This is a genomic window from Aquabacterium sp. (assembly GCF_049317225.1).
In the GTDB taxonomy this organism is placed as follows: Bacteria; Pseudomonadota; Gammaproteobacteria; order Burkholderiales; family Burkholderiaceae_C; genus Aquabacterium.
Map to the genome: position 1 here is coordinate 24,249 of NZ_JBMOIR010000006.1, position 17,031 is coordinate 41,279.

General features: G+C 61.4%; 16 protein-coding genes. 4 read left to right on the forward strand and 12 right to left on the reverse strand.

What is annotated here, in order from left to right; translation table 11 throughout:
- The first annotated feature begins 1 nt into the window (after position 1).
- The gene (locus tag ACOYNB_RS06265; RefSeq protein WP_422838269.1) at positions 2-445 is read left to right on the forward strand and encodes an HIT family protein; all 444 of its coding nucleotides are present in this window, start codon (positions 2-4) and stop codon (positions 443-445) included.
- Between the two features lie 74 nt (positions 446-519).
- Here the strand turns inward: ACOYNB_RS06265 and ACOYNB_RS06270 are convergent, their stop codons facing one another.
- The 4 genes from ACOYNB_RS06270 to ACOYNB_RS06285 form a co-directional block, all read right to left on the reverse strand.
- Positions 520-999 carry a chemotaxis protein CheW gene (locus ACOYNB_RS06270; protein WP_374259281.1) on the reverse strand — a complete coding sequence of 160 codons (480 nt, stop codon included), beginning with the start codon at positions 997-999 and terminating at the stop codon, positions 520-522.
- Positions 1,000-1,030: 31 nt separating this feature from the next.
- Positions 1,031-3,259: a chemotaxis protein CheA gene (locus tag ACOYNB_RS06275; protein WP_422838270.1), complete on the reverse strand. Its 2,229-nt coding sequence runs from the start codon at positions 3,257-3,259 to the stop codon at positions 1,031-1,033.
- Between the two features lie 56 nt (positions 3,260-3,315).
- Positions 3,316-3,678, reverse strand: a complete 363-nt coding sequence (locus ACOYNB_RS06280; protein WP_339584029.1) for a response regulator — start codon at positions 3,676-3,678, stop codon at positions 3,316-3,318.
- 96 nt (positions 3,679-3,774) lie between these two features.
- Positions 3,775-4,230 (reverse strand): hypothetical protein, encoded by a 456-nt coding sequence (locus tag ACOYNB_RS06285; RefSeq protein WP_422838271.1) that lies wholly within the window; start codon positions 4,228-4,230, stop codon positions 3,775-3,777.
- 248 nt (positions 4,231-4,478) lie between these two features.
- On the opposite strand from ACOYNB_RS06285, the gene ACOYNB_RS06290 reads away from it, so the two are divergent.
- Together ACOYNB_RS06290 and ACOYNB_RS06295 are read left to right on the forward strand one after the other, a co-directional pair.
- Entirely contained in the window at positions 4,479-5,663 is a 1,185-nt protein-coding gene (locus ACOYNB_RS06290; protein ID WP_422838272.1) for a response regulator, read from the forward strand.
- Positions 5,660-6,289, forward strand: a complete 630-nt coding sequence (locus ACOYNB_RS06295) for a response regulator (RefSeq protein WP_422838273.1) — start codon at positions 5,660-5,662, stop codon at positions 6,287-6,289. Before ACOYNB_RS06290 ends, ACOYNB_RS06295 begins: the two co-directional genes overlap by 4 nt.
- Positions 6,290-6,303: 14 nt before the next feature.
- On the opposite strand, the gene ACOYNB_RS06300 is transcribed toward ACOYNB_RS06295, so the two are convergent.
- The 8 genes from ACOYNB_RS06300 to ACOYNB_RS06335 all read right to left on the reverse strand — a co-directional run bounded on the left by ACOYNB_RS06300 (position 6,304) and on the right by ACOYNB_RS06335 (position 13,932).
- On the reverse strand, positions 6,304-7,041 hold the full coding sequence (locus tag ACOYNB_RS06300) for a hypothetical protein (RefSeq protein WP_422838274.1): 738 nt from the start codon (positions 7,039-7,041) through the stop codon (positions 6,304-6,306).
- 28 nt (positions 7,042-7,069) lie between these two features.
- The gene (locus ACOYNB_RS06305) at positions 7,070-9,568 is read right to left on the reverse strand and encodes a UvrD-helicase domain-containing protein (protein WP_422838275.1); all 2,499 of its coding nucleotides are present in this window, start codon (positions 9,566-9,568) and stop codon (positions 7,070-7,072) included.
- A 38-nt stretch (positions 9,569-9,606) separates the two neighbouring features.
- Positions 9,607-10,767, reverse strand: a complete 1,161-nt coding sequence (locus ACOYNB_RS06310; RefSeq protein WP_422838349.1) for an NAD(P)H-dependent flavin oxidoreductase — start codon at positions 10,765-10,767, stop codon at positions 9,607-9,609.
- A 159-nt stretch (positions 10,768-10,926) separates the two neighbouring features.
- Positions 10,927-12,291, reverse strand: a complete 1,365-nt coding sequence (locus ACOYNB_RS06315) for an MBL fold metallo-hydrolase (RefSeq protein ID WP_374257428.1) — start codon at positions 12,289-12,291, stop codon at positions 10,927-10,929.
- Between the two features lie 33 nt (positions 12,292-12,324).
- Positions 12,325-12,657, reverse strand: coding sequence for a YqjK family protein (locus tag ACOYNB_RS06320; RefSeq protein ID WP_422838276.1), 333 nt, complete (start codon positions 12,655-12,657; stop codon positions 12,325-12,327).
- Entirely contained in the window at positions 12,654-13,115 is a 462-nt protein-coding gene (locus tag ACOYNB_RS06325; protein WP_422838277.1) for a phage holin family protein, read from the reverse strand. Before ACOYNB_RS06325 ends, ACOYNB_RS06320 begins: the two co-directional genes overlap by 4 nt.
- Positions 13,116-13,142: 27 nt before the next feature.
- Entirely contained in the window at positions 13,143-13,445 is a 303-nt protein-coding gene (locus tag ACOYNB_RS06330; protein WP_374257443.1) for a DUF883 family protein, read from the reverse strand.
- Between the two features lie 40 nt (positions 13,446-13,485).
- A complete protein-coding gene (locus ACOYNB_RS06335; RefSeq protein WP_420816348.1) occupies positions 13,486-13,932 on the reverse strand; it encodes a universal stress protein in 447 nt (148 codons plus the stop codon).
- 235 nt (positions 13,933-14,167) lie between these two features.
- On the opposite strand from ACOYNB_RS06335, the gene ACOYNB_RS06340 reads away from it, so the two are divergent.
- Positions 14,168-17,014 (forward strand): valine--tRNA ligase, encoded by a 2,847-nt coding sequence (locus ACOYNB_RS06340; RefSeq protein WP_422838278.1) that lies wholly within the window; start codon positions 14,168-14,170, stop codon positions 17,012-17,014.
- Positions 17,015-17,031: the final 17 nt, after the last annotated feature.

The following is a 17,031-nucleotide window of genomic DNA, read 5'->3' on the forward strand; positions in this document are numbered from 1 at the left end:
GATGGCCGACACCCGCATCCCCGGTTGCGAGCTGTGCGAACAGGATGGCGGCATCCTGCTCGCACGCACGGACAAGCTGCGCGTTATCCGTGCGGTCGATGCTGACCACCCCGCCTTTTACCGCGTGATCTGGAACGACCATGTGGCGGAGTGGACGGACTTGGTGCCTGCCGAGCGCAGCCATCTGATGCAGACCGTGGCCAAGGTGGAAACCGTGCTGCGCGAGGCGCTGAAGCCCACCAAAATCAACTTGGCCTCGCTGGGCAACATGGTGCCCCATCTGCACTGGCACGTGATTGCCCGTTACGACTGGGATGCCCGCTGGCCCGCCCCCATCTGGGCGACCAAGCAACGCGAGGTCACGGATGCCGAGGCTCGCCTGGCCGTGCCGCTGGCGCAGCTGGATCAGGCGGTGGCAGCGGCGGTGTTATCCAGCGCCAGCTAAGCTCAACGGCTGAACTCACCACGACAAAAAGGGCGCTCACAGCGCCCTTTTTGTTTGAGGGTACGGAAGACCTCTCAGTCCACTAGCCCCATGTCCTGGCTCATCAACATGCTTTCGATGTCGAGCAGGATGACCATGCGTTCCCCCACTTGGGCCAGACCGCGGATGTAGGTGGCATCGATCGCCGACGACATCTCAGGCGCGGGACGAATGGCCTCTGCCGGGATCTCCATCACATCGCTCACCGAGTCCACCACCACACCGATGGTGCGCTGGCCGATGTGCAGCACGATGGACACGGTAAACGAGTTGTACTCAGCTGAGCTGCAGCCAAATCGCAAACGCAGGTCCACGATGGGCACGATCGTGCCCCGCAGGTTCACCACGCCCTTCAGGAAATGAGGTGCGTTGGCGATGCGGGTGGGGTTTTCGTAGCCACGGATTTCCTGCACCTTCAGGATGTCGATGCCATACTCTTCATCGCCCAGGCGGAAGGTCAGGTACTCGCGCGCCAGTTCGGTCTGTTGCACGTCCACTTGTTCCATCATACCCATTACCTTTTTTCTCCAAGCTGTTCGTCACCAATCAGTGACGCGAGCGACGCACGAGGCTGCCCACGTCCAGAATCAGTGCCACACGGCCGTCACCCATGATGGTGGCGCCCGAGACATCGCTCACCTTGCGGTAGTTGGTTTCGAGGTTCTTGACCACCACCTGTTGTTGTCCCAGCAGTTCATCCACCAGCAGTGCGACACGGCCACTTTCGGCTTCGACCACGACCATGATGCCGCTGTTGTGCTCCCAGTCAAAGCGGGGCACATTGAAGACCTTTTCCAGTTCGATGACGGGCATGTACTCGTCGCGGACCTCCACGACGCGGCCCGAACCCCCAATGGTCTTGACCATTTCGGTGCTGACCTGGAAGCTTTCCACCACCGACGACAGCGGCAGGATGTAGACCTCTTCGCCCACGCCCACGCTCATGCCATCCATGATGGCCAGGGTCAGAGGCAAACGCACCGCCACGCGCATGCCGTAGCCTTCTGCCGAATCAATTTCGACGGTACCACCCAGCGAAGTGATGTTCTTCTTGACCACGTCCATGCCCACGCCACGGCCCGACACGTCGGTGACTTGCTCCGCGGTGGAGAAGCCGGGGGCAAAGATCAGGCCCCACACCTCTTGGTCGGTCAGCGTATCAGGTGCATCAATGCCCTTTTCACGCGCCTTGTTCAGCAGCTTCTCGCGCGACAAGCCCTTGCCGTCGTCGCGCACTTCGATCACGATCGAGCCGCCCTGATGAGACGCCGACAGCGTGATGGTGCCCACTTCCGGCTTGCCTGCGGCCAAACGATCGGCTGGCGATTCGATACCGTGGTCACACGAATTGCGCACCAAGTGGGTCAGCGGGTCGGTGATCTTCTCGACCAGGCCCTTGTCCAATTCTGTCGCTTCACCCTGGGTCACCAGTTCCACCTTCTTGCCCAGCTTATTGGCCAGGTCACGCAGCATGCGTGGGAAGCGGCTGAACACCGTCGACATCGGAATCATCCGGATCGACATCACCGCTTCTTGCAGGTCGCGGGTGTTGCGATCCAGGTCGGTCAGACCGGTCACCAGTTGCTGGTAGACGACCGGATCCAGCCCGCGGCTGTTTTGCGCCAGCATGGCCTGAGTGATCACCAGTTCACCCACCAAGTTGATGAGCTGGTCGACCTTTTCGACCGACACGCGAATGGTGGACGCTTCCAGACCGCCCGCAGCAGGCTTGTCGTGCTTGGGGGCAGCGGGCTTGGGGGCGACAGGCGCAACAGGCTTTGCAGCTGCCAACTCGGGCGCTGCTGCCACCGCAGCGGCAGGTGCCGCTGGCGCACCTGGGGCATTGTCAAAGAAGCCGTAACCCACTTCTGCCACCGGCGCAGGGGCTGGCGCAGCGGCTTGTGCTGCGGCGGGTTCAGGCTCGTCAAAGAAACCATACCCGGGGTCAGCGGCAGGAGCAGGTGCTGCAGCAACAGGCGCTGCTTTGGGCGCATCGCTCAGCGCCACGAAGGCCACTTGATCACGCGAGACGTGGAAGGTGAACAGGTCGACCAGTTCGGCTTCATCGCTCGCCGTCGACACCTTGAACCGGCGGATGTTGGCCAACGCGGGGTCGTCAGGCAAGGGCTCAATGGTGCCCAAATCTGTGATTTCCTTGAACAACTCCAGCAGGTTGTCCGCCTGAGACAGATTGCTCAGTGGACCGACACGCAACTCCACCGTGCGCTGCCCGGATGTCGGTGCGGCGGTAACCGCAGGAGCAGCAACCACCTCGACGACAGGCTCTGCTGCCGGAGCCGGAGCTGGTGAAGGCGCCGGCGCAGGGCTGGAGGAAATGTCCAGCATGGGCGTTTCACCGGCAACCATCGCGCGGATGTTGACCAGCAACTCGGTCGTATCCACGACCTCACCACCAGAGCCTTGGTGACGCGCCAGTTGTGCCTTGAGTGCGTCGCCAGATTGCAGCAGGACATCCACCATGGGGGCGGTGGGGACCAGTTCGTGGCGACGCAACTTGTCGAGCAGCGTCTCCATCTGGTGCGTCAACTCGGCCACGTCGCTGAAGCCAAAGGTCGCAGCGCCCCCCTTGATGGAGTGTGCGCAGCGGAAGATCGCGTTGAGCTCTTCGTCGTCAGCGGCCTCGATGTCCAGGTTCAGCAGCAGCTGCTCCATGTTGTCGAGGTTCTCACCCGCCTCTTCAAAGAAGACTTGGTAGAACTGACTGAGGTCAATGCCTGCGGCGGAACTGCTGTGGTCTGTGCTCATCTCTGCCATGTCTGGCTCCTGAAATTGGTCTTCACGACGCAGCGCGCGTCATCCGGGATCCGTGATTAGCGGATCACCTTCTGAATCACCTCGATCAGCTTGTTGGGGTCAAAAGGCTTCACCAGCCAGCCTGTCGCACCAGCAGCACGACCAGCTTGTTTCATTTGATCACTAGACTCGGTCGTCAGGATCAGAATGGGGGTGGTTTTGAACTGGGGGTTTTCACGGAGCTTCTTGGTCAGACTGATGCCGTCCATACGGGGCATGTTCTGGTCTGTCAGCACCAAATCAAAGCTGCGGCCGCCAGCCTTCTCCCAGGCATCTTGCCCGTCAACGGCTTCCACTACGTTGTAGCCGGCGCTCTTGAGCGTAAAGGAAACCATCTGACGCATGGATGCGGAATCGTCAACGGCAAGAATCGAATGCATGTCGCTCTCCGGTGCTTGAATGAACAGTGCTGGGGCGGATTGGGTAGTTAAAACCAGTCAGCGGCGAACCTGATTTCGGCTGGTGGGAAGAAATCTTTAGAAAAGCTCAACGGACCCGGCGTCCATCTCGTCCTGGGTGACCGGGTTGGGCTTCAATGGACCTTCTTCCACAACGGCCGCGCCATCGGGATCGTCATCGCCAAGTGCGTCTCTGGCGATCTGATCCGCACAGTTGCGCAAACGTTTATTGGTGTGGGCAATCAACTGCGTGGCCATGTCCTGGAATTGAAGAGCCGTCACTGCTTTGAACAGCTTCTGGCGCACTTCCATCAGATGAGGCGTGATTTCATGCCCTTGGTCGATCACTTCACCCAACTGCCCTGCGGACGTGTGAAAGCCTTCCATCAACGCCAGGCAAGCGTCGTCGAGCAAGCGTTGCAGGCGCTCCAGGTCGTTGGTCGCCGTCATCAGGTGGTCCTGAAGCACGGCCGCCTGCAAGATCGACATCTCAGGGGGGGGGCTCTGTGTCGCGACGGAAACGTCGTAGCTCATCGTGGCTCCACTCAACCAGTTGAAGAACAGGCTCCCACAATGTGATAGCCCTTTGCTGTGAAGGTTGTCGGCACTTTGCGCAGATCCTTGATACCTGAATGCGCAGAACTTCAGCCGGTTGTTAGAATTTTTTCCATTTCCCGGAAATCTGGTGAACTTGATCACACAGTAAAAGCTGGTTCATATCCAGGGATTGAAGGTTGCACGTGCCCGATTGCCCGACTGACTCCTCCTCAGAACACCCCGTCATGGCGAACAGCAGCGCCTCGCTGCCGCCCGTTCGCCTGCGTGTGCTTCACATTGAAGACAATGAAGAAGACCACGCGCTGGTCGCCATCCACTTGCGACGCGGCGGCATCAATGCCGACATCTTCCGTGTGGAGGATGAAGCAAGTTTGTCAGAGGCACTACACGAGGACTGGGACCTGATCCTGTCGGACTACAACCTGCCGGGGTACTCCGGGCTGGCCGCGCTCGACAAAGTGCGGGCGCTGGGCAAACTGGTGCCATTCATTCTGGTTTCGGGGGAGATTGGCGAAGACATTGCCGTGCAAGCCATGCGCAATGGCGCCAACGACTACCTGCTCAAGAGCAACCTGACGCGTCTGGCCCCTGCCGCCCTGCTGGCCATCGAAGCCAACCGCACGCGCATTGCCAAGCAGCGTGCCGACCTGGCCTTGAGCAGATCTCGTCAACAGTTGCGCGAGCTGGCGCAGCATCTTCAGACCAGCATCGAGCAGGAACGTGCCGCCATCGCACGCGAAATCCACGATGACGTGGGCGGCGCACTGACGGCCGTGAAGTTCGATCTGGCCTGGATTGCCCGCCATGCGCCCACACCCCAAATTGCCGAACGCGTGCAGCAAGCGCTGGAATCGGTGTCGCACGCACACGAGGCCAGCCAGCGCATCATGCACAACCTGCGCCCGGCCATTCTCGAACAAGGCTTGGCGCCCGCGCTGCAATGGATGACCGACCGCTTTGGCAAACGCACAGGCATCGAGGCCACGTTCCGCGCCAGCCATGAGCAGTTGCAGCATCTGGCCTCTGGCGTCCCGCTGGTCGCCTATCGTTTTGCACAAGAAGCGCTCACCAATGTCTCCAAACACGCACAGGCCAGCAAGGTCAGCGTGGACCTGACTCAGGCCGGAGGTGTCTTGTCCATTGAAGTCACCGACAATGGCAAAGGCCTCAATAACGAGGATCTGGCAAAAGCCCGTTCATTCGGTATCCGAGGCCTGCACGAGCGCGCCGAAACCGTGGGCGGCTGGGTCGACATCAGCAGCAATGCGGGTGGCACCACGCTGATCCTGTCCGTCCCCTTGTCGGGACCGGAAAACGGTTTCATCGATCAGTTCTTCCCCGTGTTCGACAGCGAGCCCGCGAACACCGACAAAGACGCAGACGACCCCACAGCCTGGGGCAAACTATGATCAAAGTCATTCTTTGCGACGACCACGCCCTGATCCGCCGCGGCATCCGCGACACCCTGGCTGACGCCGAAGACATCGAGGTGGTGGGCGAAGCGGCCGATTACGGCGAGTTGCGCACCCTCATGCGCGACAAGTCGTGTGACGTGCTGGTGCTCGACATCAACCTGCCCGGACGCAGCGGCCTGGACGTGCTGCACGTGCTCAAGGAAGAAGGCAGCACGCTCAAGGTGCTGGTGGTGTCCATGTACCCTGAGGACCAGTACGCCATGCGTGCGCTCAAGGCCGGCGCATCGGGCTACCTGAACAAGGGCAGCGATGCCGCCCAGATCGTGGCCGCCGTGAAAACCGTGGCCCAGGGCAAGAAGTACGTGACGCCCGAGATGGCGCAGATGCTGGTGGACAACCTCACCACGCCCACACAGGAAGATGCCCACCAGAAGCTCTCGGACCGGGAGTTGCAGACCCTGGTGATGATTGCTTCGGGCAAGCGTCTGTCGGACATCGCCGAACAACTGCTGCTCAGCCCCAAGACCGTGAGCGTGTACCGCGCACGGGTTTTGGAGAAACTGGGGCTGACCAACAACTCAGAACTGACCGTTTACGCGATTCGCAACGGTCTGGTCTGATCCGGCTGACGGCGTCAGAAGCGCACGCCGAACTTCAGGCTCAGCGTGGTGTCTTCACCGGTCTTGTCCGCTTCGAAGGCCAGGTTCGTGACCAACAGATTCAGGTTGGCACCGGCAAACACGCGTGTCTGGGTGTAGCGCTCAGCGGCCCAGCGGTCGTTCTTGGTCGAAGCCTGACTGGCCACCACGCCCACGCCGGCATAAGGTGTGAAGAACGCAAAGCCCTTGGAGATGGACAGGTCCACGCCCTGGCTACGCAGGCTCATGTCACCCAGGCCATTGGTCTGGTTGGCATGGAGACGCACCGCCACCGCAGGCGTCAGCACGCCGCCCTCCACGAAGGCCCACTTCACCGAGCCCCCCACCGCCGAAACCGAACTGCCGGGCACCGTGGTGTAGGACACACCGAGGTCCACACCAAAAGGCAGGCCCTTCTGCGCACGCAGGGCCACGGTCGGCAAGGTGCTTGGCACATTGCTGGAACCTGTCGCGCGCTCGACGATGGCCTTGCTCTGGATGCTGGTGCCACCGGCCGTCAGGGCCACGTCAAAACCAATGAGGCCCAGGCCCGAGGCCGGCGCGTGCTGGCGATCGACCAGCGTGGCGCTGAGGTCTTCCGACAACTGCCGGAACTCGGCTTGCGACTGGAGTTGATCCAGCGCGTTGAACTTGTAAGCCTGCGCGGCCGAAGCAGCCACCAAGCCCAGAACGGCAGCGCCCACAGGACGCAACAAACGGGTCGACATCAACATACACACACTCTCTGCTTGAAAAACGGTCTCACTCAATGGCCGTGAGTTTGGCCACGCTGAGCATCAACCACTTGGTGCCGTGTCGGCCAAAGTTGACCTGCACGCGGGCATCTGCACCCGAGCCTTCCAGCGTCAGGATGACGCCTTCACCAAACTTGTTGTGGAACACGGACTGCCCCACCTTGAAGCCCCCTTCGGACTTGGCTTGCGCCATGGCCTTGGGAAGCGGCGCGGTCAAATCCTTGAAAGATTCTTCACGCTTGGGATACCCGCCATAAGACTGGCCACCATAACCACCGCGACTGCCGCCGCCCTGGGACGACGATGCGCCACCGCCTGACGAGCGATAGGGCTGCGCACCGGCCCCCACCATAGAGCCCATGCCCTTGCCACTGGACCAGGCATCCTGGTACGACTGGCCAAAGCCCGAGCCGAAGCCCTGATTGCGAGGCGTCAACCATTTCAGAGCCGCTTCAGGCAATTCATCCAGGAAGCGGCTCTTGATGTTGTAGCGGGTCTGACCGTGCAACATGCGCGTCTGGCAGAAGCTGATGTGCAAGCGTCGACGCGCCCGGGTGATGGCCACGTACATCAGGCGGCGTTCTTCCTCCAGACCGTCGGTGGAATTGGACGAGTTCTCGTGCGGGAACAGCCCTTCTTCCAACCCAGTGAGAAAGACGTTGTTGAACTCCAAACCCTTCGAGGCATGGATGGTCATCAACTGCACGGCGTCTTGCCCGGCTTGCGCCTGGTTGTCCCCCGCTTCCAGGGAAGCATGCGTGAGGAAGGCCAGCAAGGGGGAGATGATTTCACCCGTCTCGGCATCTGGCAGGGTGTCCACAGGCGCCACGGCTGCTGGAAAGCCTGCGGCGATGCTGCCGGCAGATTCGTCAATGGGCAAGGCCACGGCATCTTTGCCAAAGCCCTCTTGGGTCACAAAGGCTTCGGCCGCGTTCACCAGTTCGGCCAAGTTCTCCAGGCGCTCCTGACCTTCTTTTTCATTGCGATAAAAGTCGGCCAAGCCAGACGCCTCAATCACATGCTCGATGATCTGGCGCAGGGTCAGGCCACGCGTGGCTTCCCGCATGGCATCCACCATGGCCACAAAGCCCTGCAGGTTGGCCCCGGTTTTCCCGGGCACGGCCGTCACGCTCTGAGACAGGCTGCGGCCCGTGCTGCGGGCAGCGTCTTGCAGCAACTCCACGCTGCGGGCGCCAATGCCCCGAGCAGGGAAGTTCACCACGCGCAGGAAGCTGGTGTCATCGTTGGGGTTCTCAATCAGGCGCAGGTAAGCCAGCGCATGCTTGACTTCAGCACGCTCGAAGAAGCGCAAACCACCGTACACCTTGTAAGGCACGCCGGCATTGAACAAGGCCGACTCCATCACCCGCGACTGCGCATTGCTGCGATACAGCACCGCCACCTCGTGCAGCGGCTGGCCCTCACGCTTGAACTGGCGAGCCTCGTCCACCACCCACTGGGCCTCGGCAAAATCGCTGGCGGCTTCGTAAATGCGAATGGGCTCACCCTGCCCAGCATCGGTCCGCAGGTTCTTGCCCAAGCGCTTGCTGTTTTGCGCGATCAGGGTGTTGGCCGCATCCAGGATGTGACCATGGCTGCGGTAGTTTTGCTCCAGCTTGATAACCTTCTGAACGCGGAATTCGCGCTCGAAGTCACCCATGTTGCTGACCTGCGCACCACGGAACGCGTAAATGCTCTGGTCATCGTCGCCCACGGCAAAAACGCTGTTGCCGGTCACAGCAGGGTTGCCCGCAAACATCTTCAGCCACAGGTACTGCAGGCGGTTGGTGTCCTGAAACTCGTCCACCAGAATGTGCTTGAACCGGCGTTGGTAATGGTCACGCACCGCAGGGTGGTCCCGCATGATCTCGTAGGTGCGCAGCATCAACTCGGCAAAGTCCACCACACCTTCACGTTGGCATTGGTCTTCGTACGCCTGGTACACCGCCAGTTGCATGCGCCCTACCTCGTCACGAGGCTGCAGGTCCTGCGGACGCTGGCCGTTGTCCTTGGCGTTGGCAATGAACCAGGTGGTCTGCTTGGGAATGCACTTCTCTTCGTCAAACTTCAGCGCCTTGATGACGCGTTTGACAGCAGACAACTGGTCTTGCGTATCCAGAATCTGGAACGCCTGCGGCAACCCCGCTATTTGCGCATGGGCCCGCAAAAAGCGGTTGCACAGCCCGTGGAAGGTCCCGATCCACATGGCGCGGGTGTTGACGGGCAACATGGCCGACAAACGGGCCTGCATTTCCTTGGCGGCCTTGTTGGTGAAGGTCACCGCCATGATGCCCGCGGGCGTGGCTTGCCCGGTTTGCAACAGCCAGGCTATTCGGGTCGTGAGCACGCGCGTTTTGCCCGAACCCGCCCCTGCCAAAATGAGCGACGGCCCCGGGGGGGCCGTGACCGCCGCCAGCTGCTCGGGATTCAGACCCGCCAGCAGAGGCGATGCGCCGCCAGGGGCAGCCGAGGAAAACAAATCGTGGGACGCGCTGTGCTCAATCATCCGGGGATTTTAGGCGCCCCGGACCCTCTCGGCAGGCTTCACACCAGCCCCAGGGCGGCTTGACGCGTCATCAGACGCTCCATCAGCTCACGCACCGAGCGAATCTGTGCACCGAAAGGCAAAGCCCCCGCACCGCGGAAGAACAGCCCTTTATTCACATCGCCGCGCAGCGCCGCCGCCAGTTGGTTGTCAATGCAGAACTGCCCCCAGCCCGCCAGGCCGTCGCGCAAGCCGCACTGCGCCAGGCAATCAAACGCCTTGGTGCAACGGTTCTTGGCATGCACAACCGCCTGCAGACGGTCTTCGATCTTCAGATAGGCCTTCAGCCATGGGGTGCCCACGGCACGGGCCGGCAAACCTGCCACGCTGGTGAACTCGACCATATCCTCATCACGGGCCTCGGCCAGCACGCGCTTGAACTCGGGATGGGCATCGCCCTCCTCGGTCACGGCAAACGGGGTTCCCAGTTGCACGCCGGCAGCGCCCAGGGCCTGCACGCGCTGGATGTCTTCATACGACCGAATGCCGCCAGCCGCAATCAGCGGAATCTCTTTTTCAATGCCGGCCGCACGCAAAAACGCCAGCGAGTCCGGAATCACGCGCTCGAAGTCAAAACGGGGGTCGTTCAGGTCGGCAATCTTGGCCGCGCCCAAGTGACCGCCCGCCAAACGAGGATGCTCGATCACGATGGCATCGGGCAAGCGCTTCTTGCGCTCCCACTTCTTGACGATCAGTTGCACGCCTCGCGCATCCGACAAAATCGGAATCAGCAAGGCGTCCGGGTGATCTTGTGCCAGATCAGGCAGGTCGAGAGGCAACCCGGCCCCCACCACCACGGCATCCACCCCGGCTTCCAGCGAGGCTTTGACGTAGCCCGCGTAATCACTCACCGCGCGCATCACGTTCATGGCCAGCAAGCCTCGACCTTGCGACTGTTCGCGCGCCGCTTTGACCTCGCGGGCCACAGCCTCGCGGTTGGCCGCATCGACCTGCCGACGTGTGTCCTCGTCTTGCCCGACTCGGCTGGACAGCCCCTCGGTACGCGCCATCAAATCAGGGTGATGGCGGCGAGCGTCCACCGCAGAGAGCGTTCCCACGCCCCCCATGGATGCCACGGTGCCGGCCAAACGATGTGCCGACACGCCAATGCCCATGCCCCCTTGCACGATGGGCAGCAACTCACGCCCGCCCAGGCGCATGGACTTCAGACCGCTGTCGCGCAACTGATGGGCCAAGGCCTCATCAATGTGGGCAGAAGATTCAGGATGAGAAGAGGCGAAATCAGCAGACATGGTCGGAAATCCATCACAAGGAGACCCGACGGTATCCGGCTGACGTGATCAGGGGCTTGCGACAGGTCAAGCCTCATCCAGCTTGAACGTCTCTCTGTAGTCTGGAACCCTCGATTTAATGCACAACTGTTCCTCAATGCGCAATCTGAGGGTGTCGGCGGCCTGCGGCTCACCGTGAATGACAAAAACCTGAGACGGCTTTTTACCCAAAGCACCCAGCCAACTCAGCAGGTCGTGTTGGTCGCCGTGGGCCGACAAGCCTTCGATCTGGCACACCTCGGCACGGATGGGCACGTACTCGCCAAACATCTTCAACGAGGTTGCCCCCGCCGCCAGCGACGCCCCACGCGTGCCGCCAGCCTGGAAGCCGCTCAGCACGATCGAGTTGCGCGAATTGGGGCCGAAGTGCGCAATGTGGTGCAGCACCCGACCGCCCGTCACCATGCCGCTGCCGGCAATGATGACCTGCGGGAAACGCTGCCCCAGCAAGGCCTTGGAGTCTTCAACCTTGCGCACGAAGCGCGTCATGTGGTGGATGCCCTGACACTCTTCCGGCGTCAGGCGATGCCCTTCACGATGGCGGTCGTAAATACCGGTCGCGGCCACGCCCATGGGGCTGTCCAGCACCACGGGCAGATCCGGAATGGCCCCGGCCTGCTTCAGGCGATACAACGAGTACAACACCCCTTGGGTGCGCCCCACGGCAAACGCCGGGATGATGATGGAGCCGCCACGCGCGGCGGTGCGGCGCACGATGTCACCCAACTTGTCAATGGCGTCAATGTTGGGATGCAGGCGGTCGCCGTAGGTGGACTCGATCACCACCCAGTCGGCCTTCTGCCCAGTTGCTGGGGGCCACATGACGAGGTCGTCGTCCCGCCCCAGGTCTCCGGAGAACAAGATCGCCTTGCCGCCGTGGGCAATGCGGATGCTCGCCGCCCCCAGAATGTGCCCGGCTGGCGTGAACTCAATCTGCACGTCGTCACCCAAGTCCAGCTTGCCATCGCTGTGAATCCGCTTGATGCGCTTGAGGCACTCTTGCGCGTCTTGCACGGTGTACAGCGGCTCGGCCGGCTCGTGCCGGGTAGCCTTATGACGATTGCGATAACGAGCCTCTTCTTCCTGCAGGTGTGCCGTGTCTTGCAGCAAGATCTCGCACAACTCCGCAGTCGCGGCGGTCATGTAGATGTGGCCTTTGAAGCCATTGCGAATCAACAGGGGCAAGGACCCACTGTGATCAATGTGTGCATGCGTCAGCAACACCGCATCAATGCCACGCGGATCAAAAGGCAGGGGCTCCCAGTTGCGCTCACGCAGGGTTTTGAAGCCCTGAAACAGGCCGCAATCCACCAACAGGCGCTTGCCCCCCACTTCCACCAGCGTCTTGGAGCCAGTCACCGTGCCCGTGGCACCGTAAAACGTCACGTACATGTTTGAAATTCCTTGATCTTTGCGCGTCGCGCGTCAGGTCTGGGGTGGCTGTGCTTGCCGGACCAACTCCAGCACGCGCTGCACGGTCGGCCGCAGCCGACGCCACGTTTGCCACAGGCCCCAGCCGCGGCCCAACAAACCCACCGCCACACGGGGTCGCCAGGCCAGCAAAAGACCACCCGCCAAGGCCACCAACCAAGGGTGCTCTTTGACCCATTGGCCACCCGCCTTCACCTGCGCCACCGTTCGCACAGCCGGCGCAAAGGTTTGTCGAACCTGCACGGCCAACACTTCGCGCTGTACCGCACAGCGCTGCTGCAACATCAACTTGCGCAGCGCCAAATCATCCAGCGGTGGCTTGCTCACAACCCGGCCTCCCGGGCCGCCTCAGCAGGCGACATGACGGGGTCCACCGACTCAGGCGAAGCCGCTGGCTGTGATGTGGCCCGCATCAATGCTTGCCGGTCCGCATCCAGTTCCGCCAACGTAGCCGCGAGCATGTCGCCCGATGCCTGCACCAACTGGCGCACACGCCACGTGGCCCACGCCGCCAACGCAAAAAACAGCACTGTCATGCCCCCCAACACCGCCAAACGGTGCGAGTCCCAGAACAGTACTGTCACAAACACAGCTGTAAAAGCCAAGCCAAAGCAGCTCACCAAAACGGCAACGGCGCCCCAAGCCACAGTGGCCAGCAGGCGCCGCTTTTCTTCCTCGACCTCGGTCGCCAGCAATGCCAGACGCGTCTGGAAGATGGCGATCAACGTTGCCAACAAACCTTGCAGGGAGGCCCCAAGGCCTCCTGCGCGCTCAGATTCCGCCATGCCGATACGAGGTCTTCAATGCGCTGATCAACGACGGCCAATCAGCATGCCCAACAACAGGCCCACGCCAGCGGCAATGCCCACCGACTTCCAGGGGTTCTCATGCACATAGCCATCGGTCGCCTTGGCGGCGGCCTTGGCCTTGTCCACCACAGCAGCCTGCGCATCAATCAAGCCATTCTTGGCATTGGCCAAGGTATGCGCCACACGCTCACGCAACTCGGCCACGCTGCCGCTGGCATCGTGTGCGGTAGCCGCTAGCAAGGCCTCGGCATCCGCCATCACCAACTTCAGGTCAGACATCAGCTTGTCTTTTTGTGCAGAGGTCAATTCGCTCATTTAGCTCTCCTTGGTGAAACCCAATCGTCGATCAATGCAAGACCAACAGCGGCACCTGGCTGTGCGCCAGCACGCTCTTGGTCAACGAACCGTGAATCAAGGCATCCAGCCCATGACGACCATGTGAGGCCATGACGATCAAATCACAACCCTGCTTGGCCGCCACATCCACAATCGATTGCTGGATGTTGTCGGTGATCACAAACTGCCCATCAAACGGCACACCGGCTGCTTTGGCCTTTTCTGCAAAAGCCAACAAAAGCTCGCGAGCATGCGCTTCGCAGCGCTTTTCGTGATCTTGAAACGTGGCGACGTCATACGCCACGGCAGCCTGCTCCACCACCAGCACCGGCAATGGCGGCTCGGCCGTGAACCCCGTGATCGATGCGCCCAGCATCTTGGCCAAACCAATGCTGTGCTCAATCGCTTTGTTGGACAACTCGCTGCCATCCACGGGCACCAGCAAATGTTCGTACATGCGTGACTCCTGAAAACAGACCGTCTCACAGCGGTCACTTTGATCGTAGGACCACTTTGACCTTCCAGCCAAGACTGGATCATGACAGCAACACCAGAAAGGTCAACATGCTTGATCCATCGCAGAAAAGCCCTTCATCCACCGAATGAGCCCCAAGCACGCAGGCACCAACTAAAATCGCGGTTTGCCGCTGATTTGTCAGTGCCAGCATTTGCGCGCAGAGCGCCCCCACACCATGACCGAACTCGCCAAATCTTTCGAACCCGGCCCCATTGAAGCCAAATACGGCCCCCAGTGGGAGCAACGTGGGCTGTACAAGCCCACGCTCGACGAGTCCAAGCCCTCTTTCTGCATCCAGCTGCCGCCTCCCAACGTGACCGGCACCCTGCACATGGGCCACGCCTTCAACCAGACCATCATGGACTCGTTGACGCGCTACCACCGCATGAAGGGCCACAACACGCTGTGGATTCCTGGCACCGACCACGCCGGCATCGCCACACAGATCGTGGTGGAGCGCCAGTTGCAGGAAAAGGGCCAGACCCGTCATGACCTGGGCCGCAAGAACTTCGTCGCCAAGATCTGGGAATGGAAAGAGCAATCGGGCTCGACCATCACGCAACAGATGCGCCGCATGGGTGACTCGGTCTCGTGGGAGCACGAGTACTTCACCATGGACGACAAGCTGTCCAAGGTCGTGTCCGAAACCTTCGTGCGCCTGTACGAAGAAGGTCTGATCTACCGCGGCAAGCGCCTGGTCAGCTGGGACCCGATCCTGAAATCCGCCGTGTCTGACCTCGAAGTCGAAAGCGAGGAAGAAGACGGCTCGATGTGGCACATCCGCTATCCCATCGAAGGTAGCGATGAGACCCTGGTCGTGGCCACCACCCGTCCCGAGACCATGCTGGGCGACACCGCCGTCATGGTCCACCCCGAAGACGAACGCTACCAGCACTTGATCGGCAAGCTGGTCAAGCTGCCTATCACCGGTCGCCTGGTCCCTGTGATCGCTGACGAACACGTCGACAAGGAATTTGGCACTGGCGTCGTGAAGGTCACCCCCGCGCACGACACCAACGACTATCAGGTCGGCCAACGCCACAACCTGCCCATGATCACCATCTTCACGCTCGAAGCGAAGGTGGTGTCCCATCTGACCGAAATCCCCGAGGCCTACCGTGGCCTGGACCGCTTCGTGGCCCGCAAGGCCCTGGTGGCCCAACTCGAAGCCGAAGGCCTGCTGGTCGAAGTCAAGAAGCACAAGCTGATGGTGCCCCGCTGCGCCCGCACCGGCCAGATCATCGAGCCCATGTTGACCGACCAGTGGTTCGTCGCCATGACCAAGCCAGGCGCACAAGGCAAGTCGATTGCCGAGCAGGCCATTGAAGCCGTGGAATCGGGCGACGTGAAGTTCGTCCCCGAGAACTGGGTCAACACCTACAACCAGTGGATGAAGAACATCCAGGACTGGTGCATCAGCCGTCAGCTGTGGTGGGGCCATCAGATCCCGGCCTGGTACGGCAGCAATGGTGAGATCTTCGTCGCCCGTAACGAAGACGAAGCCCGCACCCGCGCCAAGGCCGCTGGCTACGAAGGCGAACTGACCCGCGACGAAGACGTGCTCGACACCTGGTACTCGTCGGCACTGGTGCCCTTCTCTACCCTGGGCTGGCCCGAGCAGACCCAGGAAATGGACCTGTTCCTGCCTTCGTCCGTGCTGGTTACCGGCTACGACATCATCTTCTTCTGGGTGGCCCGGATGATCATGATGACCAAGCACTTCACCGGCAAGGTGCCTTTCAAACACGTCTACATCCACGGCCTGGTGCGCGATGCCCAAGGCAACAAGATGTCGAAGTCCGAAGGCAATGTGCTGGACCCCGTTGACCTGATCGACGGCATTGCGCTGGCCCCGCTGCTGGACAAGCGCACCACCGGCCTGCGCAAGCCCGAGACCGCGCCCAAGGTGCGTAAAGCCACTGAAAAGGAATTCCCCGAAGGCATTCCTGGCTATGGCGCCGATGCGCTGCGCTTCACCTTTGCGGCACTGGCCAGCCTGGGGCGTGCGGTGAACTTCGACTCCAAGCGCTGCGAGGGCTACCGCAACTTCTGCAACAAGCTGTGGAACGCCACCAAGTTCGTGCTGATGAACACCGAAGGCCAGGACTGCGGCCTGAACCTCGACAAGCAACCCGGCCAATGCGCCGCCACCGGCTATCTGGACTTCAGCCCAGCCGATCGCTGGATCGTGTCCGAGTTGCAACGTGTCGAAGCTGCCGTCGAACAAGGCTTTGCCGAGTTCCGTCTGGACAACGTCGCCAATGCCATCTACCAGTTCGTCTGGGATGAGTACTGCGACTGGTACATCGAAATCGCCAAGGCGCAACTCAATGCCGCCAAGGACAGCGGCAACGAAGCGGCCGCCCGCGCCACCCGTCGCACTCTGATCCGCGTGCTGGAAACCGTGCTGCGCCTGCTGCACCCCATCACCCCCTTCATCACCGAAGAGCTGTGGCAAGTGGTGGCGCCTGTGGCCGGCCGTAAGGCTGCCGATTCTGACGACACCATCGTGGTCGCAGCCTACCCGCAGGCCGACCTGAGCAAGGTGTGCGCCGAGTCCGACGCCTGGATGGCCAAGCTCAAAGCCCTCGTGGGCACCGCCCGTAACCTGCGTGGCGAAATGAACCTGTCTCCTGCAGAACGGGTGCCTTTGCTGACCACCGGCGACGCAGCCTTCATCGAACAAGCCTCGGCCATTGTCAAGGCCTTGGGCAAGCTCAGTGAAGTCAAGGTGCTGGACGAAGCCGCGTTTGCTGCCGCCACGGCCATGGCCCCCGTTGCCGTGCAAGGCGATGCACGCCTGGCGCTGCACGTCGAGATCGATGTGGAAGCCGAAAAGGTCCGCTTGGGCAAGGAAATCGCCCGTCTTGAGGGTGAAATCACCAAGGCCCAGGGCAAGCTGTCCAACGAAAGCTTCGTGGCCCGCGCCCCCGCCGCCGTCGTGGAGCAAGAGAAGGCCCGCGTGGCTGACTTCACTGCCACGCTGGAGCGTGTGAAGCAACAATTCCAACGTCTGGGCTGATCCCCGCTCGATCGCTG